General features: G+C 62.7%; 21 protein-coding genes. 13 read left to right on the top strand and 8 right to left on the bottom strand.

Annotated features, from left to right (window positions below; translation table 11 throughout):
* Window positions 1-175 precede the first annotated feature (175 nt).
* Together CUC44_RS09700 and CUC44_RS09705 are read left to right on the top strand one after the other, a co-directional pair.
* Complete coding sequence (locus CUC44_RS09700; protein ID WP_100859758.1) at window positions 176-829, top strand: YceH family protein; 654 nt, start codon at window positions 176-178, stop codon at window positions 827-829.
* 260 nt (window positions 830-1,089) lie between these two features.
* Window positions 1,090-4,977 carry a DEAD/DEAH box helicase gene (locus CUC44_RS09705; protein ID WP_100859759.1) on the top strand — a complete coding sequence of 1,296 codons (3,888 nt, stop codon included), beginning with the start codon at window positions 1,090-1,092 and terminating at the stop codon, window positions 4,975-4,977.
* Between the two features lie 129 nt (window positions 4,978-5,106).
* On the opposite strand, the gene CUC44_RS09710 is transcribed toward CUC44_RS09705, so the two are convergent.
* Window positions 5,107-6,000, bottom strand: coding sequence for a DNA replication terminus site-binding protein (locus tag CUC44_RS09710; protein WP_100859760.1), 894 nt, complete (start codon window positions 5,998-6,000; stop codon window positions 5,107-5,109).
* Window positions 6,001-6,521: 521 nt separating this feature from the next.
* Here CUC44_RS09710 and CUC44_RS09715 point away from each other — a divergent pair.
* The 7 genes from CUC44_RS09715 to CUC44_RS09745 all read left to right on the top strand — a co-directional run bounded on the left by CUC44_RS09715 (window position 6,522) and on the right by CUC44_RS09745 (window position 12,484).
* The gene (locus CUC44_RS09715) at window positions 6,522-6,731 is read left to right on the top strand and encodes a DUF1127 domain-containing protein (RefSeq protein WP_100859761.1); all 210 of its coding nucleotides are present in this window, start codon (window positions 6,522-6,524) and stop codon (window positions 6,729-6,731) included.
* Between the two features lie 290 nt (window positions 6,732-7,021).
* Window positions 7,022-8,047: a succinylglutamate desuccinylase gene (astE, locus tag CUC44_RS09720; RefSeq protein WP_100859762.1), complete on the top strand. Its 1,026-nt coding sequence runs from the start codon at window positions 7,022-7,024 to the stop codon at window positions 8,045-8,047.
* A gap of 271 nt (window positions 8,048-8,318) precedes the next feature.
* A complete protein-coding gene (pdhA, locus tag CUC44_RS09725; protein ID WP_100859763.1) occupies window positions 8,319-9,416 on the top strand; it encodes a pyruvate dehydrogenase (acetyl-transferring) E1 component subunit alpha in 1,098 nt (365 codons plus the stop codon).
* Window positions 9,417-9,484: 68 nt separating this feature from the next.
* Complete coding sequence (locus CUC44_RS09730; protein WP_100859764.1) at window positions 9,485-10,471, top strand: alpha-ketoacid dehydrogenase subunit beta; 987 nt, start codon at window positions 9,485-9,487, stop codon at window positions 10,469-10,471.
* A gap of 94 nt (window positions 10,472-10,565) precedes the next feature.
* Complete coding sequence (locus CUC44_RS09735; protein ID WP_100859765.1) at window positions 10,566-11,666, top strand: dihydrolipoamide acetyltransferase family protein; 1,101 nt, start codon at window positions 10,566-10,568, stop codon at window positions 11,664-11,666.
* A gap of 205 nt (window positions 11,667-11,871) precedes the next feature.
* The gene (locus CUC44_RS09740; protein ID WP_005331438.1) at window positions 11,872-12,081 is read left to right on the top strand and encodes a cold-shock protein; all 210 of its coding nucleotides are present in this window, start codon (window positions 11,872-11,874) and stop codon (window positions 12,079-12,081) included.
* Between the two features lie 97 nt (window positions 12,082-12,178).
* Entirely contained in the window at window positions 12,179-12,484 is a 306-nt protein-coding gene (locus CUC44_RS09745; RefSeq protein ID WP_100859766.1) for a hypothetical protein, read from the top strand.
* On the opposite strand, the gene CUC44_RS09750 is transcribed toward CUC44_RS09745, so the two are convergent.
* The gene (locus CUC44_RS09750; protein ID WP_100859767.1) at window positions 12,471-12,719 is read right to left on the bottom strand and encodes a TIGR02647 family protein; all 249 of its coding nucleotides are present in this window, start codon (window positions 12,717-12,719) and stop codon (window positions 12,471-12,473) included. The genes CUC44_RS09745 and CUC44_RS09750 overlap by 14 nt on opposite strands.
* Window positions 12,720-12,962: 243 nt before the next feature.
* On the opposite strand from CUC44_RS09750, the gene CUC44_RS09755 reads away from it, so the two are divergent.
* Together CUC44_RS09755 and CUC44_RS09760 are read left to right on the top strand one after the other, a co-directional pair.
* On the top strand, window positions 12,963-13,514 hold the full coding sequence (locus CUC44_RS09755; protein ID WP_100859786.1) for a hypothetical protein: 552 nt from the start codon (window positions 12,963-12,965) through the stop codon (window positions 13,512-13,514).
* Between the two features lie 86 nt (window positions 13,515-13,600).
* Window positions 13,601-13,993 carry a DUF2750 domain-containing protein gene (locus tag CUC44_RS09760; protein ID WP_033130508.1) on the top strand — a complete coding sequence of 131 codons (393 nt, stop codon included), beginning with the start codon at window positions 13,601-13,603 and terminating at the stop codon, window positions 13,991-13,993.
* Window positions 13,994-14,104: 111 nt separating this feature from the next.
* On the opposite strand, the gene CUC44_RS09765 is transcribed toward CUC44_RS09760, so the two are convergent.
* The 5 genes from CUC44_RS09765 to CUC44_RS09785 all read right to left on the bottom strand — a co-directional run bounded on the left by CUC44_RS09765 (window position 14,105) and on the right by CUC44_RS09785 (window position 21,344).
* Window positions 14,105-15,955, bottom strand: coding sequence for an extracellular solute-binding protein (locus tag CUC44_RS09765; RefSeq protein WP_100859768.1), 1,851 nt, complete (start codon window positions 15,953-15,955; stop codon window positions 14,105-14,107).
* Between the two features lie 102 nt (window positions 15,956-16,057).
* Window positions 16,058-16,951 carry an EamA family transporter gene (locus tag CUC44_RS09770; RefSeq protein ID WP_100859769.1) on the bottom strand — a complete coding sequence of 298 codons (894 nt, stop codon included), beginning with the start codon at window positions 16,949-16,951 and terminating at the stop codon, window positions 16,058-16,060.
* 143 nt (window positions 16,952-17,094) lie between these two features.
* A complete protein-coding gene (locus tag CUC44_RS09775; RefSeq protein WP_100859770.1) occupies window positions 17,095-17,841 on the bottom strand; it encodes a DeoR/GlpR family DNA-binding transcription regulator in 747 nt (248 codons plus the stop codon).
* Between the two features lie 166 nt (window positions 17,842-18,007).
* Window positions 18,008-20,440 carry a formate C-acetyltransferase/glycerol dehydratase family glycyl radical enzyme gene (locus CUC44_RS09780; protein ID WP_100859771.1) on the bottom strand — a complete coding sequence of 811 codons (2,433 nt, stop codon included), beginning with the start codon at window positions 20,438-20,440 and terminating at the stop codon, window positions 18,008-18,010.
* Between the two features lie 4 nt (window positions 20,441-20,444).
* Entirely contained in the window at window positions 20,445-21,344 is a 900-nt protein-coding gene (locus CUC44_RS09785; protein WP_100859772.1) for a glycyl-radical enzyme activating protein, read from the bottom strand.
* A 190-nt stretch (window positions 21,345-21,534) separates the two neighbouring features.
* Between CUC44_RS09785 and fsa the strand changes: the two genes are divergently transcribed.
* Window positions 21,535-22,185, top strand: coding sequence for a fructose-6-phosphate aldolase (gene fsa / locus CUC44_RS09790; RefSeq protein ID WP_100859773.1), 651 nt, complete (start codon window positions 21,535-21,537; stop codon window positions 22,183-22,185).
* A gap of 75 nt (window positions 22,186-22,260) precedes the next feature.
* The gene (locus tag CUC44_RS09795; RefSeq protein ID WP_100859774.1) at window positions 22,261-22,449 is read left to right on the top strand and encodes a hypothetical protein; all 189 of its coding nucleotides are present in this window, start codon (window positions 22,261-22,263) and stop codon (window positions 22,447-22,449) included.
* Here CUC44_RS09795 and CUC44_RS09800 read toward each other — a convergent pair.
* Window positions 22,446-23,427 (bottom strand): HD-GYP domain-containing protein (locus CUC44_RS09800; RefSeq protein ID WP_100859787.1); only part of this gene is annotated, 982 nt, incomplete at its 5' end. The two genes, CUC44_RS09795 and CUC44_RS09800, sit on opposite strands and share 4 nt — an antisense overlap.

A 23,427-nucleotide genomic window follows, 5' to 3' on the forward strand; every position in this document is an offset into this window, starting at 1 on the left:
GCATCTCGCGGGATCCTGCACGGCCTGGAGGGGTTTCATTGAGTCTAAAATTGCGGGCGGATTGGCTGATGTTTCATCAAGGGTTTCCGCTTGTCGCAAAAATGCGGTTCAGTGCTGGACGACACGGGCGCCTTGGCTAAGATAACGGCCTTAACGTTTGGCAAGAGAGGTTGAAATGGAGTTAGTACTAGGCCCACTCGAGGCGCGTGTGATCGGCTGTCTGATCGAGAAAGAGATCTGCACGCCGGATCAGTACCCTCTCTCGCTCAATGCACTGGTCAATGCCTGCAACCAGAAGAGCAACCGCGAGCCCGTGCTGGAGCTCTCCGAGCTGGATATCCGCGCCGTGATCGACGAGTTGATCCGTCGCCGCCTGGTGGTCAATACCGCCGGCTTCAATGCGCGGGTGCCCCGCTATCAGCACCGCTTCTGCAACACCGAATTTGGCGAGCTGAAGTTCACGGCGCAAGAGCTCGGCATCATCTGCGAGCTGCTGCTGCGCGGCCCGCAGACTCCGGGAGAGCTGCGCTCGCGCACCAACCGGTTGTGCAGCTTCGATGACGTGACCCAGGTGGACGCCGTGCTGGCCGGGCTCGCCGAGCAGGGGCCCTACGTGGTCAAGTTGCCCCGTGAGCCGGGCAAGCGGGAATCCCGCTATGCCCACCTGTTCAGCGGTGAAATCGATCTGCAGGCGCTGGCTGAAGCTGCCCCCGTCAGCCACCACACCTCTCCCGCCTCCGATCGCCTGGCCCAGCTGGAGGAGGAGGTCGAGAGCCTCAAGTCCCGGTTGCAGGCCCTGGAGACGCGATTGGCCGAGCTGGAAGGCTGAGCCCGCTTATCCGCTCAATGCAAAGAGGCGCCAAGGCGCCTTTTTTATTGCCCGGCGCCGTTGGCTGCAGTGTGAGCCCAACGTCCGCCATCCTTCTGCCATCGAGCCGCGTTCCTGCCTCTTGTCGCCACTTACCGTCTCGCGCCTGCTGCCGGGTTTTATGAACTCGCCCGCTTTTTTTGTACTAAATCGCGCTTAAGGGTCGAGCCGCCGCCGCTTTCCCGTTAAAATTCCGCCTTTGCACCTGCCCGTGAGTTCTGATGTCAGCCTTCACCCTCTCTTCGGATTGCTATGCCCTGCTCAGCGAGCTGCAACTGCAGCGCGCCGCCAGTACCCGCCATTTGCTCGACTGCTTGCCCCAAGCAGACGTCCGGCAAGGGCCGCAATCCCCCGGGCAGAGGCTGACGAGCAAGTTGGAGCAGTTGCAGCAGCAAGGGCTGGTGCGACTGCGGGGGGAGCAGCAGTGGAGCCTGACGGCGGAGGGAACCCTGGCGCTGATCCTGGGCGTGCGGGGGGGCCATTGCCCCATGCCGGACTGGTCCCGGGTGCCGTCGGTCACCGGCCAGGAGCTGGCGCAAGGGCTGGTGCGTGAACTCTGTCTGGGGGAGGGGGGTCAGATCCCGCCTTACTACCAGAGCGCCGAGCTCCTGAGTCTGCTGGATTTGCCCGATGCCCATCGCCTGCTGGCGGGCTCGAGCCCGGCCTGGCAGCGGCTGCTGCTTGAGCACTTCGCCCTGCAAACCCTGCTCGATGCCGAGCCACAGGCGCACTGGCCGCTACGCTCGGCCACCGCCGCCTGCGCGCCCGCGCTTTCCCGCGAGACCGAGGGGTTGGCCGCCGAGTGGGACTGGCTCTGTGGCCCGCTCACCGACGAGGCCAGGGGCGAGGTAACCACTCACTGGCCGGCCCTGCAGCGACTGGCTGAACATACTGATGAGCAACCCCTCGGCGAGCGCCTGCTCGCCGCCCTGGCGCAATGGAAGGTGGAGGGGCAGAGCGAGGCGGACCAGCCTGCCTGGCCCTCCAGTTTCAGTGCCCTGCTCTGGCTCGGCTGGTTGCAGCAGGCGGACCCCGTGCTTGCCAGCGAGCAGCGCAAGAAGTGGCAGCGCAGCCTCGGTAATGAGAGCCCGCTGCTGGCGGATCTGCTGGGCCAGTGGGCCGGTGATCGCCACGGTCAGGCGGTCGGCCTGTTCGATACCCTGCAACTGCCCTTGGATGAGCTGCACTGGGGCTACCTCTGGCTCGATCTCTGCGCCCTCGCGCGCCACGGGGAGCAGAGCCCCCAGGTCGCCATACTGCACAAGTGGGATCTCTCCCATCTGCTGGACGCGGCGCCCCACCACAGGTTGATGGCCTTCTGCCAGGATCTGCTGCGCCTGCTGCTGGGGGCGGGGGCGGAACATCCCCCGCTGCAACAGCTGCGTTCAGGCTCGGGCACTGAGGCGAGCGATGACGATGACGAAGACAAGACCCCCGCCTCGGCCAGCTGGCTGAACTGGTTGCAAGGGCTTGGGCGCTCGAGCGGCGTGCGCAAGGCGCAGGAGCGGCTGGTGTGGCTGCTCCATGCCGAGGGCCCGGAGCTCGAGTGCAAGATCCAGAAGCAGAGCACCAAGGGGGAGTGGACCGCGGGGCGCCGGGTCGATCCGGCCCTGCTCTCCACCCAGTATGCCGCCTTACTCGATGAGGCGGACTGGGCGCTGGTGCGCACCCTGCCACGGGGGATGAGCAAGCTGCCGCGAGACGCCTGGGGGCCTCTTGCTGAGCACCCCCGTCTGTTCAATGCCAAAGGGCAGAAGTTGCAACTGGCCATAGGTGCACCCTTGCTGCAGATCGTCGAAAGAGATGACGGCCAGGGCATGAGCGCCCTGCTGAGCCCGGCGGCGGCCGCCCGTGGGGCACATATTGTGCCGCTGGCGCAGGATTTGTGGCAGCTTATTCTGACACCTCAGGCATTGGTAGACAGATTACCTGCCTTGGAGTCCATTCCCCAGTTGCCCGAGACCGGCCTCGCCGAGTTGCAACGCACCCTGGACGCCATCCCGGGTCTGCCCTGGCACAGCCAGGTGGTTGGGCTCAAGGGCAATGCCGAGCTCTCCCCCTGGCCGGGCGTTCCCTCGGTGCAACTGGATTGGCAGGATGGCCAGCTGGTGGTCCAGCTGGTGACCCGGCAGGGGGAGCTGCCACCGCTGCCCCTCGGCAAAGGCGAGGCCATCGTCCGTCAGGGCGTGCGGGATTATCACTACTGGCAACGGGATCTGGCCGCCGAGAAGGGCCAGGCCCAGCTGCTGCGCAATCAATTGCCCATCGGCCTGCCGGGCAACGAGTGGAAGCTGGAGGGTGAGCAGGCGCTGACCCTGGTCAACTCCCTGCCCGAGCTGGTGGAGGCCGGAGTGGTCATTCACTGGCATCAGGACAGCGCACGGCTCAAGAGCCTCGACGAGGCGGCCCTGAGTCTTCGCATCGAGCGGCGTCAGGACTGGTTCCAGGTGGAGGGAGCCTTGTCGCTGGACGAGCATCAGATCCTCGACCTGCGCCTCATCCTGCGCCAGCTCACCCCGGGCCAGCGCACGGTCCAGCTGGACGAGAAGACCAGTCTGATGCTGAGCGACAAGCTGGTGGAGCGCCTGACCATGCTCGGCGCCATGCTGGATACGGATCAGCGCATCAACAACAAGTTGGCCTATCCGCTGGCTCGCCTGCTGTCGGCGGTGACCACAGCCGGGGATGACTCCTGGGATGCACTGCAGCAGGAGTGGCAGCAGGAGGTGGAGTGCCCGCCCGAGCTGTTGACGGCGCTGCGGGATTACCAGAAGGAAGGGGTGCGCTGGATGGCGACCCTGGCTCACCATGGCTTCGGCGCCTGTCTGGCGGACGACATGGGCCTTGGCAAGACGCTGCAGGCGCTGATCGTGCTGCGCATGCGCCAGCACCTGGGCCCGGCCCTGGTGGTGGTGCCCAAGTCAGTGGTCACCAACTGGCAGGAGGAGGTGGCGCGCTTCGCCCCCGAGCTCGAGGTGGTGGTGTTCGAGAACCCGGCCGAGCGGGCTGCGCTGATCCAGGACGCCAAGCCCGGCCAGATCATCCTGGTCAACTACGGCATGCTCGGCAGCCTGGCCCAGGCCCTCAAGTCCCGGCGCTGGGCGAGCATGGTGCTGGATGAAGCGCAGCAGATCAAAAATGCCGGCACCCAGCGCGCCAAGCTGCTGTTCCAGCTGGACGGTGATTTTCGCCTCGCCCTCTCCGGCACCCCCATCGAGAACCACCTCGGCGAGCTGTGGAGCCTGTTTACCTTCATCAACCCGGGCCTGCTCGGCAGCCTGGGGGAGTTCAAGCGCCGCTTCGGCAAGGCGGTCAAGGATCCCCAGCACATGGCGTTGCTGCGGGCGGTGATCAGCCCCTTCATCCTGCGCCGCCTCAAGCAACAGGTGCTGACCGAGCTGCCGGACAAGACAGAGATCATCCATCACATCAGCCTCTCCCCCGAGGAGCGTCAGCTCTACGAGGCGACCAGGCGCGAGGTGGTGCAGCAGGTGCAAAGCGCCGATGGCCGCGCCCTGATGCACGTGCTGAGCGGCCTGACCCGGCTGCGCCGGCTCTGCTGCTCACCCGAGCTGGTGATGCCGGAATGGTCCCAGACCAGCAGCAAGCTGGACGAGGCCATGGGGCTGCTGGAAGAGGCCATCGACGGCGGCCATAGAGTGCTGGTGTTCAGCCAGTTCGTGGATCTCTTGAGCCTCTTGCGGGCGCGTATCGAACAGAAGCAGTGGGACTACTGCTATCTGGACGGTGGCTGCTCCGCCAAGTCCCGCCAGGAGTCGATCCTGCGCTTTCGCCACGAACCTGTGCCCCTGTTTCTCATCAGCCTCAAGGCCGGTGGTACGGGTCTGAACCTGACCCAGGCCGATACAGTGCTGCACCTGGACCCCTGGTGGAACCCGGCGGTAGAGGATCAGGCGAGCGATCGGGCCCACCGCATGGGGCAGACCCAGCCGGTGACCGTCTATCGCCTGGTGTGCGAACAGACGGTGGAGGAGAAGATAGTGGCGCTGCACGACGAGAAGCGGGCGCTGGCCGATGGCCTGCTGAGCGGCCAGTCCGAGGTGCGTGGGCTGGATGTGGAGAGCCTGCGCGCCCTGCTGATGAGCTGATGGCATCGGCCAGATCGTCCGAACAAGGGGATCGTCATCATGGCGATCCCCTTGTCATTTGAGAGGTACCAGTCGATTGCCGGCAGGCCTGATGGCGCCAACGCTGACGTTAGCTCTCGTCGGTGGGCGTTATCCCTGATAACGGTAGAGGTGCAGCCGCTCTATGATGGCCTCGCCCCCTATCTTGCGATCCCGCCGCGCCTGACGCAGCTTGGGTGGATAGTGGCCGAGGTGAGTGACGCTGGGCTGGGTATCCGAGCAGAGCAACAGGGGCAGGCTCGCTTTTAGCTGCTGCTTGCGCGGCTCCCTGTCTTGCCACAGCAGGTTGATCATGGGGTGGGTCTTGACCGGCCGCCGGATCCGCAGCTCAACGTCCGCCGGCAGGCGGCGGATGTCATACACCTCCTGATCCACCATCTTGCTCCACTCCTCGTTGTCCGACAGGGCCGGCACATAGCGGCGGCTGCGCTCCAGCATCTCCAGCACCTGCTCCCGCGTCAGGCGGCTGATGCTCTGCTTGTCGGCCCAGGTAAAGCCCAGGGAATGCAGCTCCCCCTGGAGCAGGGTCAGCTTGCGATAGACCTGCAGTGTGATGACGCCGGGCAGCGCGCCGTGCACCAGCTCGAACTTCTCATCCCGCCCGCCGGCCTCTTGCACCAGCGCCTTGAAGGCGAGCTTGTGGCCGTTGATCTCCTCAATCAGCGGGGCGAGCTGGTCGGCACTGGCGACGGGGAAGCGCAGCCAGCCCGGCAGCCTGTGGGTTGCCTTGGTGGAGCAACCGGGGCGGGCACTGTGATCCTGATAGGCGGCCAGGGTGGCGGTCAGCGCGGCCTCGCCGTCCAGAGAACCCACGTCGATAGCCTCGATGGGATCGTGTTCTTCCCCCAAGGGGACGGCGGGCAGGGGATAGACATGGGCTTCCAGCGGCTCGAGTTGAGCGAGCAACCGGGCGAGGCGGGCCAGGGCATCTTCCAGCACCAACATCTGTTGACGCAGGGCGGCGGTGGGAGTAAAGGTATCCATCGGCAAATCCTGTGATCGGCGCCATTCTTGTCCGTGATGGACGAACAAGGGGGCTGGCTAAACTACTGTATAAATAAACATACCAGCATGCCATTAGGGCGCCAAGTGCCTCTTCGATCCTCTCCCAAGGCGAGGGGCAAATCTGATAGCCATTTGAGTGTTTTCGTTTTGTATCTTCCTGTTAAATAAGGATCAACAAAAGATCGCTTGATTAACAACTGACTGTAAACCCGAGGTTGCCAGCCGGATCGCCTGATCCAATGACTGCATACCTAATTTGAGAAAGTGCATAGTTAGAACTGCACCATGCAGCAGAAAATGCTGTCGGGGAAAAAATCGGAATGATGAGAACGCATTCTCATTTAAAATCAATAATTTGGTATTCGTGGCATGGCGTTATTCGCCATTAGTTTTACTAATGTCTTGTATCAAAATTCGTCAATTGAGACGCCTCCTCTGCCTGACTAAGCTTTGCGCAACTGATTTGAACCTTGTGCAGAACCTTTCAGAGGAGCCATCCCATGGCCAACATGACTTATACCGAAGCCGGTTACCAGCATTCCAGCCAATCGAATCTGATGGCTCGTGTGAAAATGACAGTACTGACCTGGCTGGAACGCAGCCGCAGCCGTCGCCAGCTCTCCGAGCTGCCCGCCTACCTGCTCAAAGACATCGGCTTGAACGAAGCCGACCGTTATCAAGAGACCACCAAGCCGTTCTGGCGTGGTTGATCGACCGGGCATGGATGCCTCGTTTTTCTGCTGATAGTGTTTCTTTACCCATAATCCCTGTTGTACCGCCATCACTGGTCTGATCTCCCCTCGCACCGCCCCGTTTGAATGCCCTGTTCGTCCACGCTTTCCACTCGCCACCCCCATAGCGTCACTTGTCATCGTTTGTTGTCACATTTGTATCCTTACTGTTTGAATTTGTTTAAAAACTGATTTGAAGCCGGGACGCCTTGCGTATAATCCGCATTGTCTGACATCGACAAGTGTGAACTGACAAGAGGGTGAGATGGATGATTCCCCAGCATGACTTTTTGGCCCTGACCCGCCGCCACGAGTGGCAGCTCGAGCCTTTCTCCTATGCACTGCCAAACGGTGATGCGGTCAACGTGTGGGACACCGGGGTGCTCTGCCTCGAGCCCACCAGCGGCGCGGGCGACGAGCCGGGCGGTCGCAAGGACATAGTGCTCTCCTGCGGCATCCACGGTAACGAGACGGCCCCCATCGAGATCTGCAACCAGTTGCTGACCAGGCTGCTGAGCGGTGAGCTGCAGACCCGTCATCGGGTGCTGTTCCTGTTTGGCAACCCGGCGGCCATGAACCTGGGGCTACGGGAGGTGGAGGAGAACATGAACCGTCTCTTCTCCGGCGCCCACAGCAAGGGGGAGGGGCTGTGCAACCGGGAGCGCATTCGCGCCATGCGTCTCGAGCAGTATGTGAGCCGCTTCTTCGCCGACCCCGCGCGGCCCCGCTATCACTACGATCTGCACACAGCCATTCGCGGCTCGCGCCACGAGAAGTTTGCGGTCTACCCCTTCCCCCACGAGCGGCCCCATTGCAGGGAGCAGGTGCAGTTCCTCGGCGCCTGCGGGGTGCGCACCATACTGCTCTCCGGCGGGCCGACCACCACCTTCAGCTATTACAGCTCCCATCGCCACGGTGCCCACGCCTTCACGGTAGAGCTCGGCAAGGTGCGCCCGTTTGGCGAGAACGACATGACCCGCTTCCTCGAGGCGCGTCAGGCGTTGCAGGAGCTGGTGACTCAGGATGAGATGGCGCTCGAGCCCTGGCGGGCGGATGACTTCACCCTGTTCGCCATCGATCGGGTGATCAACAAGCGCTCCGAGCAGTTCCGCTTCCTGTTTGCCAGCGACGTGGACAATTTCACCGAGTTTCCCCAGGGGTTTGTGCTGGCAGAAGACGGGGATCAGCAGTACAGGGTAGAGAAACCGCGGGAGGCGGTGGTCTTCCCCAACGCCAACGTGGCCATCGGCCAGCGCACCATGCTGCTGGTGGTGCCGACCCGGCTGTGGGAGTGATCTGAGACCATCTCTGCCCGCCGAAGTGGCGCCCCAAGCGGCCGCGGGGGCAGAACACAGAATGGGAGTGATCCCGAAATCACCCTGACAGGGAGCCCGAAAGGGCTCCCTTCTTCGTTCCTGCTCGCCGAAAATCTCATCTTCTTTCTGAAATTAAAGAAGTTTCTACTGGTCTAACCTGACGAAATCCCATTGTCACCAAGTTAACATGTTGTTTACATTTTGAGGGTCACCTCATGGTGGTGACGTTGACAACGGCAAGGAGCCAGTTATGACCCATGTCGACATCCCTTTCCTTCGTTACCTCGATGAGGAGGGGCGCCCGGTCGCGACACTGCCGACCTGGCTGGACAAGGCGACACTGCACACCTTCTACCGCAACATGGTGATGGTGCGCAGCTATGACAAGAAAGCGATCGCGCTGCAGCGAACCGGCAAACTCGGCACCTTTCCCTCCCACCTGGGGGCGGAAGCGGTAGGGATCGGGGTCGGGCTCGCCATGCGGCCAGAGGATGTCTACGTACCCTATTACCGGGACATGCCGACCCTCTATGTGAGAGGCGTGCCCATGGAGCAAAACCTGCAATATTGGGGTGGGGATGAGCGGGGCAGTGTCTTCTATAAGCCAGATGGCGAATTATCGGAAGATTTACCTATCTGCGTGCCCATCGCTACCCAGATCACCCATGCCGCCGGCATAGCCGCGGCCTTCAAGCTGCGCAATCAACCGAGAGTCGCCGTGGTCACCATAGGCGATGGGGGCACCTCTAAGGGGGATTTCCTCGAGGGGCTCAACTGCGCCGGCGTCTGGCACCTGCCCATGGTGATGATCATCAACAACAACCAGTGGGCCATCTCGGTGCCGCGCAAGCTGCAGACCAGCGCCCCCACCCTGGCCCAGAAGGGCATAGGGGCCGGGGTGCGCAGCCTGCAGGTCGATGGCAACGATGTGGTGGCCGTCTATGAGGCGACTCGCGCCGCCATGGAGCGGGCCCGCAGCGGCAAAGGGCCGACCCTGATCGAGGCGGTCAGCTACCGGCTCGGGGATCACACCACAGCCGACGACGCCACCCGCTATCGGGAATCCGCCGAGGTGGAAGCTGCCTGGGCCAAGGAGCCGGTCAAGCGGCTGCGCCAGTTCATGGCCGAGCAGGGCTGGTGGGACGAGCCGCAGGAGCAGGCCTTGCTGTCTGAAGCCGCCCGTGAGGTCGAGCGCGCCGTCGCCGCCTACGAGGGCACGGCGCCCCAGGCGCCGGAAACTTTGCTCGACTACCAGTTCGCCGAGCTGCCGCGGGACTATCGCGCCCAGCGTCAGCGCATCATCGCCAAGGGGATGCAGGCCCACGGCGGGGAGACACATCATGAGTGAAATCACACTGCTCGAAGCGGTCCGCCCGACATGGCATCACGAGATGGCTCTGGGCTTGGGGAGGCTGCATGAGTGAAATAACGTTGCTCGAAGCCATCAATCTGGCGCTGCATCACGAGATGGAGCGAGACCCGGACGTAGTGGTGCTCGGCGAGGACGTGGGAGTCAACGGCGGGGTGTTTCGCGCCACCGTGGGGCTGCGCGACAAGTTCGGTTTCAAACGGGTGATAGACACGCCGCTGGCCGAGGGGCTGATCGCCGGGGTGGCGGTCGGCATGGCCACCCAGGGGCTCAAGCCCGTGGCCGAGTTCCAGTTCCAGGGCTTCATCTTCCCCGGCATGGAGCAGATCATCTGTCAGGCGGCGCGTATGCGCAATCGCACCCGCGGCCGGCTCTCCTGCCCCCTGGTCTACCGCTCCCCCTATGGCGCCGGCATCCACTCGCCGGAGCACCACAGCGAGAGCGTGGAGGCGCTGTTCGCCCATATCCCGGGTCTGCGGGTGGTGATCCCCTCCAGCCCCAAGCGAGCATATGGTCTGCTGCTCTCCGCCATCCGCGACCCGGATCCCGTGATGTTCTTCGAGCCGGATCGTATCTACCGCTCCATGAAATCCGACGTGGTGGATGACGGTATCGGCCTGCCACTCGATGTCTGCTTCACCCTGAGACCGGGGCGAGATCTCACCATAGTCGCCTGGGGTGCCTGCATTCAGGAGGTGATGAGGGCCGCCGCCCAACTGGCGGAGCGGGACATCCAGTGTGAGGTGCTGGACTTGGCCACCATCAAGCCGCTCGACATGGAGAGTATCCTCGCCTCGGTGCGCAAGACTGGCCGGCTGCTGGTGGTGCACGAGGCGTGCGGCAGCTTCGGGGTCGGTGCCGAGATAGTGGCGCGGGTCACCGAGGAGGCGCTGACCTCTCTCAAGGCGCCGCCCAAGCGCCTCACCGGGGTGGATGCCGCCGTGCCCTACTATCGCAACGAGGAGTATTACCTCATCACAGAGCAGGATATTGCGGATGCGGCGCACCAGCTGATGGAGAAAAATTGGCTATGACCTTGTACACAGATGGGCGGTTGAACGACCGCGCAAGCGACAGGCATGGAATTTTTCAACGTGCGGTGATTTCCCAGCGGATGGAGAACGGGTCATGAAATTTTTCAAATTACCGGATCTGGGCGAAGGATTGGCCGAGGCCGAGATAGTGGAATGGAAGGTGAGCGCCGGCGATACCGTGAGTATCGATCAGGTGTTGCTATCGGTGGAGACCGCCAAGGCGCTGGTGGATGTGCCCTCGCCGGTGGCCGGGGTCATCGCCCGTCTGTGCGGCCAGGAGGGGGACATCCTCCACATCGGTGCCCCCCTGGTGGAGTTTGAAGGTGGTGAGGACGACGGCACAGTGGTGGGCAAGGTGAGCGCCCATCAGCAGCACATCGAGGATCACTTCGTGGTCGGCGCCATGGCCCCCGGTGGCAGCCTGGTACAGGCCATGCCAGCGGTGCGGCTGCTGGCGCAAAAACTCGGCCTCGACATCGACAAGATCAAGGGCAGCGGCAGCGCCGGCATGGTGACAGAGCAGGACGTGCAGGTGGCGTTCGAGGCGATGCAGGAGAGCGGTAACGAGTTCCTCAAGGGCTCGCGCCGGGCCATGGCCAAGGCGATGGAACTGTCCCACAAGACGGTGGTGCCGGTCAGCCTCACCGACGAGGTGGACCTGCGCCACTGGCGCGCCGATGAAGACGTGACCGTGCGCCTCATCAAGGCCATCGGGGTGGCGTGCCGCGCCGAGCCCTCCATGAACGCCTGGTTTGACGGGGATACCCTGTCAAGGCGGCTGTTCAACGAGGTCAACGTGGCCATTGCGGTTGACTCTAAACATGGCCTCTATGTGCCCGTGATGGAGAACGTGGCCGAACGGGAGCGGGCGGATATCCGTCAGGGGCTGGATCGGATGATCGCCGATGTGAAGGCGCGTGCCGTACCGCGGGAGATGTTGCAAGGGGCGACCATCACGCTCACTAACTTCGGCGCCATCGCGGGCCGTTACGCCAGCCCCATAGTGACGCCACCGCAGGTGGCCATCATAGGGGCGGGCAAGTTGTTCGAAAAAGTGGTCTTCATCCACGGGGAGGCGCGGCCGGTGCGGGCGCTGCCATTGTCGATGACATTTGACCATCGCGCCTGCACCGGCGGGGAGGCGGCACGCTTCCTCAAAGCCCTGGTTCAGGCACTCGAATCCGCTGATGTATAAGGCTTTGTGCCCTGCCGCTGGCAGGGCACAAATTTGTTTGCGTAATCGACAAAGGCACGTATAATCTAAGCCAGCTTGAAAGGGCGATTGTTATGTCAATGAATATGATGTTTTGCATCTTTTCCTGTTGTTCATAAGTAAATCCCGTTTTTGAGCTTTACCCGCTGAAAAGCATAAGTAATTATTTTGAATACAGGTTAAAGATATGTCTAACATGATCACCGGTACCGTTAAGTTTTTCAACGAAACCAAAGGTTTTGGCTTCATCCAGCAAGAAAACGGCCCGGACGTTTTCGTTCACTTCAGCGCTATCAGCGGTAACGGCTTCCGTACCCTGGCTGAAGGTCAGCGCGTACAGTTCTCCGTGACCCAAGGTCAGAAAGGCCCGCAGGCTGAGAACGTAACTGCTCTGTAATTCTTATACAGAATTTAAGAAAGCCGCGATGCCTCTGGTGTCGCGGCTTTTTGTTTATGGCATATTCTTAACTCACCTCTGATTCGTGCCAATCACCATGCTCCCATCACTCTTGTTGACCGCTTCCTTGCTGGTTTCTGCCGACGCTCCCGCACCGGATCCCGCGGCAAAAGAGGCCGTTGCCGTGTGCCAGCAGTTCGTGCAGGTCCGTCTGGGGAAGATGGATGTGCCTGAGGAGATTGCTGCCCGCTCGGTTCCCAAGCGGGCGGGGGAGTGGCTGGTGGATGGGAAGGTAAAAGGACCCGAAGGTCCTTTGCTGTTTGCTTGTTTACTGAAGCAGGGCGCGCGCTGGGAGCTGCTTAACTTCTCCCTCTGGGCGCCACAGGAGATCAATTCGGCTTGAGTGCCACCAGCAGGTGTTGGAGATGCTCGAGCATGGTCATGCCGAAGGGGGTCAGATAGCCACCGTCGGCGGCGCTGATCAGCCCTTGCTGATGCAGGCGCTCTGCCGCCAGGCACAGCTCTTCAGACATGTCGCTGCGTAATTTGATCCCCTGACTCATGTTGGCCGGATCAAAGCATGCCAGTATTTTCAGCTCATTCACAAAATCGTCAGAAACCTGGTCGATCCCACTCATGGATGCACTCCTTACGCTAAAGATGTATGCAAACTAGCATTCCCGGTTTTACTTTAGTGGGCGCTGGCTCAAACTATTGGGCTTTGTCAGGGCTGGCGCGGTGCGAACGCTGCTTTTTTGGCCGCACTCCCAACGCGGACAAGCGGGCTGGCCCGCCCGTCGACCATTAAACATGGTAGAATAGTCCCTCTTCTGTCTTTTTGGCCAGGCATGCTCCCGGCCTTCCAGCTCAAGGCGTCGCTCATGATCACAGTCACTCTGGTTTCTCTGCTGCACAGGCTTGCCCCCCGTTTTCCAGTCTATGCCCCTTCCTTGCTATTACCCCTGCTCGATGCACATCAGGGGGATTTGTGGCTGCCTGCCATCAAGGGGACGGATCTGACGGCGCTGCATCAGCATGGGCGAGCTCATCAGGTGCTGGCGTCGCTGGCCTCGGGTTGGTGTGATTTTGCGACCAGCGAGGGAGGAGATACCCCCGAACTCGACGCGCTGGCGAGCTACGACGAGGAGATGATGGACAACCTGCTGATGTACTGGAGCAACCCGGCCAAGATCAACAGCCCGATCACCGATAACCTGTTCGAGCTGCGCCGTGAGGTGGTGGACGAGGCCCACGGTGCCAAGCTGGCCTCTGCCTGGGAGCAGCAGCAGCAAGCGCGCTTCGAGCAGATCATGCAAGGGGTCCAGGCCGGGCGGGCGCAGCTCTGCTTCGTGGAGGTGGAGTCTGCCTACTGGCTGCGCCAGCGCCTGAGCGAGACGCCAGGCGTTGCCCTCGTGGCCCCGACCCTGGCGTGAACCGCCCGCCGATAACGCGCTCCTGCTGGACAAGCCGCCGGCAAGATGTGAACATGTCGCCCTTTATTGAATGAGAGACTTGACCGATGAGCTATGAACTTAGCGACACCGAGCGCAATGCTGCGCTGCAACTGAACGCCGACTACCGCTTTGATCACTTCATCAGCAAGCTGGTCGAGCACGAAGAGCTGTTTGTCCTGACCGACGAACACGGCGTCATGATGTTGACCACCGAAGATGAAGACTGCATCCCGGTCTGGCCGCACCCGGAATACGCCAAGGCCTGGGCCGAGGGCGAGTGGGCCGACTGCAAGCCGCAATCCATCACCCTCAAGGTGTGGCTGGAGCGCTGGGTCGACGGCATGGAGCAAGATGAGCTCTGCGTCGCCGTGTTCCCGACCCCGGATCAGGAAGGCATAGTGCTGGAGCCGGCCGACGTGGCCGACGCCATCGCCCAGAAGCAAGCCAAGCGCGGCTAAGCCTCGCCGCTTGCCTTGCTGCAAAAAAAGACCCCGCCAAGTAGCGGGGTCTTTTGTTTATTGCAATGGATAAAAACCCGCTCTCATAGGGGAGGTCTTTTCCCCTCAGGTTCAGGGCTGCTGATAGCGGGTATCGACCACCGTCACGGGCGGAAAGCCCTGACCGCTCTTGATGGCCGTGAGCGTCTCCTGTTTGACCTTGTCATCTATCCAGAACAGGCCGCCGTAGCTGTAACCCGAGTTGGCACCATCCAGTGGCCAATAGAGCGCATCGCTCTGGGGGGTTGCCGGCGTCTTGGGCAATTTCACCCAGCGCCAGGCGCCGGCCCGGGTGTAGGGCACCTGATAGGCGGGCACGAAGCTCGCGAGTTCATAGAGCCGCTGCTGGATCTGGCGCGACAGCTCGGCCTTCCTGGCAAAGTCGAACGCCTTGTCGTACTGCTCCACCAGGGCGGAGATGGCGTCATCATCGATGTTCATAATGTTGTTGGTCTGGGGCTTGTTGGCGTTCACCTTGTGAAAATGCTCCCAGTAGGCGGGATAGCGCCCCGTGCTCCAGCCCATCCAGGCGCTCTGGTGCTTCTTCTCCAGCATGGACTTGAAGCCGGCAGAGGCATCCATCAGGTTCAGCTCCAGATTGAGGCCCGCTTTCTTCGCCTCTTCCCGCAGCAGGGTCAGCCGCTGGGCGTGCTCCGCCGTGGTGTAGGTGATGGTGAGGGAGAGTGACTGCCCCTTGTCGTTTTGCAGCACGCCGTCCGGCCCCGTCTTGGTGAAACCCGCCTTGGCGAAGTAGTCCCGCGCCAGCTTGGGATCGAAGGGGCGCGCCTTGATCTCGGTATTGGTGAAGGCCCCCTGGCCGGAGCCATAGGTGTTGAGGCGCTGGTAATCCCCCCGCAGCAGGGTGCTGATCATCTTGTCGATGGCGAGCGCAGACTGGATGCCGAGCCGCACGTTGAGGTCCTTGAGCAGGGGATCGGCCGTGTTGAGGTAGAGTCCCATGGGGGACTGGGGGGTCTGGGTGTAGAACCAGAGGCGCTCGATATAGCCCTTCTCGAACTCGGTGGTCTTGCTCTTGTCGTGCCACCAGTTCGGCATGACGAGCCCGAAGGTGTCGAGCTCACCGCGCAGGAAGTGCTGCCAGGCGATGTTCTGATCCCGCAGCACCTTGATCTCTATCCTGTCCGGGTTGAAGCGGTGCTGGAAGTAGCGCTCGCCATCCCCCCACCAATCCTTGACCCGCACAAATGTCACCGACTTGCCCTTCTTCACCTCGTCGAGCCGATAAGCGCCGGTGACCGGCAGCACCTTCCAGTTGTACTCCTTGACCCAGTTGGTTGTGAGTGTGATGGCGTGGCTCGGCTCGGGGGCGAAGGGGAGGGAGTCCAGCAGATCTTCCCGGCTCTTCTCGGTGCCGCTGGTGATGGATAGGGTGTGGTCGTCGAACTTGGTCACGTCCTGGATCTGGGTCGAGTAGTAGTTGTTGTACCAGGGATCGTTTATCTCCTTGCTGCGCATCATCTTCAGGGTAAACAGCCAGTCGTCGGCGGTGACGGGCTGGCCGTCCGACCAGCGGGCCTTGGGGTTGATGCGAAAATAGAGGGTCTTGTTGTCGGCCCCGAACGCCCACTGGTTCGCCAACATGGGCATGGGCTTGCCGGTGACCGGGTGGGTGGCGAGCAGGGGCAGGGTGCCCTCCCGAATATAACCGGCGAAGCCGCCGTTGGAGTCCGGCCCGTATTTGCGCAAGGTGAGGGGGAAGCTGGTCATGAAGTCGTGAAAGGTGCCGCCACGCTGGGCGGCGGGATCGGCGTAGACGGGGTCTGTGTCGTTGCTCTCCCACACAAGATCGGCCGGCAAGGCCACACACCAGCTCAACGTGCTAAAAAACAGCGCAATAGCAATGGTAGTGAATCGTAAAATACGCGGTAACAGTGAAATGGTCGGTGACGAAGGGTGCAGCATATCCTTGCTCTCCTGATGATGGGCGTCCTGCCTAACTCCAACGATAACAGGCCCATCAGGGCCTGTTTCAATATGGGAAGTTTCCCTCGCCTGGTCAATGCCTCAGCGCTGTGTCTGGGGTTTGAACAGCGTCATGCGCCCTCCCAGCACATGTACCACGAAGCCGAGCAGCACCAGGGCGGAGCCGAGCCACTGCAAGGCGTTGGGGTGTTCATCAAGCAAGAAAGCGGCGGTCACCATGCCGACACAGGGTACCAGCAGGGAGAGGGGCGCCACCTGAGCCACCGGATAGCGCATCAGCAGCCGTCCCCAGAGGCCATAGCCGAGCCAGGTGGCAATCAGGGAGAGGTAGAGCACGCACAGCAGCCCCTGCCAGCTGAAGTGCAGTAGACTCTCTGTGATGCGCTCCGGCCCCTCGAACAGCCAGGAGAGGGCGAGGAACGGCAAGATGGGCACCAGGCCACCCCAGGCGATGAGGCTTGGCAGGGAGGTCTGATAGCGCAGGCCAATCTGGCGGTTGATGACGTTGCCAAGGCCCCAGCAGGCGGAGGCGCACAGGGTTAGCGCGAAGCCGATGAGGGTGAGATTGCCCTGACCGTTGGCGGCGATGAGGTAGAGGCCGCATCCCGCCAGGGGCAGTGCTACCCAGTGGTGGGTCTGCCAGCGCTCCCCCAGCCAGATCATGGCGAACAGCAGGGTGAACAGCACCTGGGATTGCAGCACCAGGGAGGCCATGCCCGCCGGCATGCCGAATTTCATGGCGCTGAACAGGAAGGCGAACTGCCCCAGGCTGATGGCGCCACCATAGGCGAGCAGCCAGCGCCAGGGCATGGCGGGTCTGGGCACCAGCAGGATGGCGGGAAACACCACCCCGATGAAGCGCAGCGCCCCCAAGAGCAGGGGCGGTATCCCCTCCAGCCCCCACTTGATCACCACGAAGTTGAGTCCCCAGCAGAGAATGACCAGGGCGGCCAGACACTTGTCCTTGGCTTGCATGCGACGTCCTTGTTTGCCTGCACGGCTTGATAGAAGAGAAGTCGCCGGTCGGGCCGGCGCACGGGCAGAGGGTCGAGCATAACCGCTAAGGGGTGAGGGGCGTCAACCCGAGATATGTAATGGGGAGTCGGTCAGATGGCGGCTCAGGCCGCGACGCAGTGCAGGGTCACCCCGCGGGCTTCGAGGGCGCTGCGCATGGGGGCGGTGAGGGCATCGTCTGTGACCAGCACGCCTATCTGGCCCGGAGCGCCGAGAGGGCTGGGGTGGATGGCGCCAAACTTGCTGCTGTCGGTGATGACTATGTTGGTCACCCCCTTGGCCAGCACGCTGTTGACCACGTCGGCCCGCATCATGTCCCGGCCGGTGAAGCCGGTGTCGGGGTGGAAACCGTCGACCCCGATGAAGGCCTTGGAGAAGTGCACCTGCTCGATGCACAGGCGCGTGAGCGGACCGACCACGCTCTCGCTCTGCTGCTGATAGAGGCCCCCCAGCAGCACGACCTGGGTCTGGGTGTCCTTGAGCAGATGGGCGATGAAGCTGCTGATGGTGATGATGGTGACCCGTTTGTGCAGGGCCAGGTGGCGAGCCAGCAGGGCATTGGCGCTGCCCCCCTCGATAAACACCGTCTCCCCGTCTTCCACTAGCTGGGCCGCCCGCTCGGCGAGCCGCTCTTTCAGCAGATAGTTGATGTTCATGCGGGCGTCGGGATCGTCGCTATCGAGAGCCATGGCTGAGCCGTGCACCCGTTTGAGCAGCCCCTGTTTTTCCAGGGCGTTGAGGTCGCCCCGCACCGTCACCTCGGAGACGCCCGTGTGTTGAGCCAGTTCACTCACGCTCATCTTGTGAGCCTGGTGGACCAGGGTGAGGATCTGTTGGCGGCGTAGATTCATGGCAAGGGCTCGGTGCGAACGATGAAATGGCATGGCGGCCGAGGCCGCCATGAAGGTACCCGTCAGAGACAGTGCTCGATGGGCGGGATGATAGCATCTTGTGCCTGCGGCGATAAGACGGTGAAAACGCTCAACAATGTGGGTTTTCACCGAATATGCCGGGCCGTCAGAGGCTGTGCTCGGTGCGGGCTATGATGTCATCTTGCGCATCCGGGGAGAGGGCGGTGAAGAAGGCGGAATACCCCGCCACCCGCACCACCAGATCCCGGTACTTGCCAGGCTCGGCCTTGGCCGCCAGCAGGGTCTCGCGAGAGACTATGTTGTACTGCACGTGCCAGCCCTTGTGCACCTCGAAGAAGGTGCGCAGCAGGCTCATCAGCTTGGCCTTGTCCCGCTCGTTTTCGAGGCTCGCCGGGCTCAACTTCTGGTTGAGCAGCACGCCACCGAGGATGGCCGCGGTGGGCAACTTGCCAAGCGAATTGAACACCGCCGTCGGCCCCAGTCGATCGGAGCCGGACGCCGGGCTCGCCCCTTCGGCCAGTGGCGTCTTGGCGCGGCGGCCATCCGGGGTCGCCATGGTGGCTGCGCCGAACGGCACGTTGGCGGAGATGGAGGAGGTGCCGGCGTAGTAGGTGCCGCCGATGGGGCCGCGGCCGAAGCGGGTGTTGTGCAGTCCCTTGAGCTCATCTATGTAGCTCTGGTAGGCGCGCACCAGCAGCAGATCCACCTCGTCCTGATCGTTGCCGTATTTCGGCGCCGCATTGGTGAGGCGCTGGCGCAGCAGCTCCCCGGACAGCCCGGCGAAGTCCTGCTCCAGTGCCTCGGCCAGCACGGCCTGATCGATGATCCCCTGCTCGAACACCAGCTTCTTGATGGCCGCCAGGCTGTTGCCGAGGTTCGCTATCCCCACCTGCAGGCCAGAGACCCAGTCATAGACAGCGCCCCCCTGCTTGATGGTCTTGCCGCGCTCGATGCAGTCATCCACCAGGGCGCTGCAGAGGATGTCGTGGGCCTGGGCTTCCAGCACAGTGTCCACCACGCAGTCGATCTCGATGGACTTGCGGGTGAAGTAGCGCACCTGCTCGTCCCAGCTCGCCATCACCTCCTCGAAGGCGCCGAAACTGCCATCCCGCAGTGCCTGATACTGGGGCAGGAACACCTGGCCCGTGGTGGCGTCCCGGCCACCGTCCAGGGCCGCCAGCAGGATGCGGGCGAAGTTGATGAAGCTCATGCCGGTGCAGCGATAGCCCCACTTGCCGGGCACGGCGGTCTCGATGCAGCCGATGGCGGCGTAGTGGTGGGCATCCTCCACGCTGACTCCGAGCTTGATGAACTCGGGGATGACTATCTCGTCGTTGTTGAAGGCGGGCATGCCAAAGCCGCAGCGGATCACCTGGATGCAGGCGTCGAGGAAGTCCTCGCTCATGCCCGCGTGGTAGCGCACCGAGAGGTTCGGCTGGGTGGATTTCAATTGGCCGCAGGATTCCAGAATGGCGTAGGAGAGGCCGTTGACCGCGTCACTCGCCTCGCCATTGCGCCAGTTCTGACCGCCTATGGTGACGTTCTGGTACAAGGGGCTGCCGGCGGAGGCCTTGGAGTGGGTGCCGGAGCGGATCTTGTTCACCTCCAGCAGTTTCAGCCAGCAGGATTGCAGCAGCTCGATGGCACGCTCGCGGGGCAGGGATTCTGACAGCTCTACCTCCCTGCGATACCAGGGGTACAGATATTGATCCATGCGGCCAAACGACACCGAGTGGCCGTTGGACTCGATCTGCAAAATGAGCTGGATGAAGTAACAGAGCTGCAGCGCCTGCCAGAAGGTTTCCGGCGGCTGGTGGGCGATGTGGGCGCAGTTGGCGGAAATCTGCAGCAGTTCTTCGCGGCGCTCGGTGCGCGGCTCCTGCTGCGCCATCTCGCGCGCCAAGGCAGCGTAGCGCTCGATATGCTCGCTCACCGCATCGAGGGTGATGGCGACGCCCTGCAGGAACTGCTCTTTTTGCAGATCGGCCCAGTCGGCGAGATCGAGCCGGCCGCGGCGCTCGCTCACGCGGGTCTGCAGGCCTCCCAGTCCCTTGCCGAGCAGCTCCTCGAAGTTGACCGCGAGGTGGGCATCCCCCGAGGTCATGTTGCCCTCGGCCTTGATGATGCCGCTCTCCAGCAGCGCCTTCTGTTCGTCGGTGAACATGCCAAGGCAGCGATCCTGCACCGTCTGGCCGCGCCAGAAGGGGGTGAGGCCATGAATGATCTTCTTGTCGGCCTCGCTCACCGCAAAACCGGCGCCGGGCCGCTCGGCCAGCTCGTCTATCTCCTTCTCAATCCAGCCTACAGTGTATTCGGGGAAGAGCGGCGCACCGCGCACCTGGCTCGCCTGGTTGCCGACGATGAGCTCGTCGTGCTTGATCCAGATAGTGCGCTCCTTCAGGTGATGGGCCAGCGCCAGGGCGCGGCGCACCGGCAGGGGGCGGGCGAGGTGGGCCTGGTAGGCTTGCGTATAGTGGCGGGCCCGCTCGGTGCAGACCGGCGGCTGTATGATGTGGATCAGGCTCTCCTTGTGGGCGTGGATCCGGGGGCTGAGGGTATTCAAGTCGAGCTGGGTCATGATCTTATCCTCGGGTCACAGGGGGGAGTCCCTGACGTTGGGCATAGGCGTGGGCAAAGTTGAGCAAGTCCAGATCATCAAGGGGCCGCTCTGGCGCCTCGTAGGGCAACCCCAGCAGGGCGTACTTGCCCATGCCGAGGGTGTGATAGGGCAGGAAGTGGATCTCCTCCACCCCGGTCAGGCCGGCGGCGGCCTCTATGATGGCCTTGATGGAATCCTTATCCGCGTTGAAGCCTGGGATGAGGGGCACCCGGATCTGCAGGGGGATGCCCTGTTCGGCGAGGCGCTTGAGGTTGGCGAGCACTCGATCCGCCTTGCCGCGGGTCCAGTCGAAGAAGCGCTGCTCATCGACGTGTTTCAGATCCGCCAGCACCAGATCGAGGTGGGGCAGGCTGGGCGCTATCTGCTGCCAGGGCACGTGCAGGCAGCTTTCCACCGCGGTGTGCAACCCCTCGGCCTTGCAGCGAGCCAGCAGCGTCGCTGCGAGCTCCGGCTGCATAAAGGGTTCGCCGCCGGAGAGGGTCACGCCGCCACCGCTGCGCTCAAAGAAGGCGCGGTCCCGCAAGATATCGCTCATGAGCTCATCCAGCGTCCGTTCCTGGCCGCAGACGGTGAGTGCCTCGCTCGGGCAGAGCTCTCGCAGTGACTGCAGATCGCCTCGGGTGAGACGGGTGCGGTCGATACGAAGGGCATCATCCTGGCGCTGGATGGCATCTGGGCAGGCGTGTTGGCAGAGCTCGCAGCCGGGCAGGCAGAGCCTGGGGTCGAACAACAGCTCCGGTTTGGGGGAGCGGCTCTCCGGGTTCTGGCACCAGCGGCAGGCGAGCGAGCAACCCTTGAGAAACACCAGGGTCCGGATGCCGGGGCCATCGTGAGTGGAGTAACGTTGCAGGTCGAAAATCATAGGGCCTCTTCATCGTGCTGGTGTTGCCTTGCCTCGAGCCGAGGTGCCATGTCATAAAACCGGTCACCTGCCTTTGAATGTCATTCTATTAACTTTCGTTCGTAAGTTGATTTGATGTCGATCAATAAATTTGTCGATGGGACGGCGCTAGAATGGTGACAGTTTGAACATCCCCATTGAGGAGTCAGAGATGGAGCTTTATCTCGATACGGCCGATGTGGCCGCGGTACGTCGCTGGTCACGGATCCTGCCGCTGGCGGGAGTCACCACCAATCCGAGCATCACGGCGGCGGGGGGACAGCCCCTGGCCAGCCTGTTGCCCGCCCTGCGGGAGGTGCTGGGCCCCAAGGCGCGGCTGTTTGCCCAGGTGATGGCGAAAACCGAGACGGAAATGGTGCGCGAGGCATTCGCCCTGCGGGAGCTGGACCCGGATCTGGTGGTCAAGATCCCGGTGTGTGGCGAGGGGCTGGCGGCCATCAAGACGCTCTCGGCCAATGGGGTACCGACCCTGGGCACCGCCGTCTATACCCCGCTGCAGGGTTGGCTGGCGGCACTGGCCGGCGCCGACTACGTGGCGCCCTATGTCAATCGGCTCGATGCCCAGGGGGGAGATGGCATCGCCACGGTGCAGGAGTTGCAGCAGCTGCTGGCGCTTCACGTGCCAGGCAGCCAGGTGCTGGCCGCCTCGTTCCGTACCCCGCGCCAGGCACTGGATTGCCTGCTGGCGGGTTGCCAGTCCATCACCCTGCCGCTCGATGTGGCCGAGCAGATGCTGAGTGTGCCGGCGGTGGATGCGGCTCTGGCCAAATTCGATCAGGATTGGCAACGGGCCTTCGGCTGAGGCCGGGAGGGAGAGGGGACGCTAGACTATGGAGGAGGGCCCGGCATCCCGGGCCCCTTGGCCGGAGCTAACCCCATGAGCGATAATTCCTTGCTGCCCCATGGCGAAGACTTGCGCCGCGCAATTCGCTGGCTGGGCGAACACCATCAGCACGATCTGCGCTCTATCGAGGAAGCCAGTGTGCGTTTTGATCTGTCGCCGCTGGATGAGGAGTTTCTTATCCGCTATTGCCGCGAGCAGGCGCCCGGGGCTCAGAGTCGTTAGACGAAGTTGGCGAGCTTGATGCCAAACTCCTTGGGATCCACGGTGCATTCTATGGTTTCCTGCACCCCGCTCTTGGCGAGATCCAGCCACTGCACCTCCAGATAGTGGCGCTGGCCGGCGTGATAGATCACCTTGACCACTGGCTTGAGGGGCTCCTGGGCATTGCGCTGCATGACGATGGCGAGGCGCTGGTTGGAGAGCTGGACCAGGGTGCCGACCGGATAGACCCCCATGCACTTGATGAAGCGGGTCACCAGCTCCCGATCGAAGTGGTGATCGGCCCCCTTTAGCAGGATCCGGAACGCCTGGGTCGGCTGCATCCCTTGCTTGTAGACCCTGTCCGCCGTCACGGCGTCGTAAACATCGACGATGCCGCTTATGCGGGTGTAGAGGGAGAGCTGCTCCCCTTTCAGATGGCGGGGATAACCGCTGCCGTCGAGCCGCTCATGGTGATTGGCTGCCACCTCCAGCATGGTGGGGGTGATGCCGGCGGTGGCGAGCAGGATGTCGTGGCTGTGCACCACGTGCAGGCGCATGATGCCAAACTCCTCGTCGGTGAGCTTGCCCGGCTTGTTGAGCACCTCGTCCGGGGTCATGATCTTGCCCACGTCGTGCAGCAGGCCCCCCAGGGTGAGCTCCTTGATCACGCTGCGCTCCAGCCCCAGGTAGCGGCCGAAGTTGGCGAGCAGGATGGCCACGTTCATGGAGTGCTCCATCAGGTAGGCATCCTTGGCGCGGATCCGGGCGAGGCAGAGCATGGCATCCCCATGGCTGAACATGGTGTCCACCATCTCCTCGGCCACGGCGGCGAGCGGCGTGATATCGATGGGCTCGCCCGCCTTGAGCTGGCGGATGAACTTGCCTTGCAGCTCGCGCGCCTCCTGGTACAGGCGGCGGATCTTGAGCTCGCGGCCCTCGCCGCCAGCATTGCTGCTCAGGCGCTGGGCGCTGGAGGAGGGCTGTCTCTTATACACATCT

This window comes from Aeromonas lusitana, from assembly GCF_002812985.1.
Taxonomy (GTDB): Bacteria; Pseudomonadota; Gammaproteobacteria; order Enterobacterales; family Aeromonadaceae; genus Aeromonas; species Aeromonas lusitana.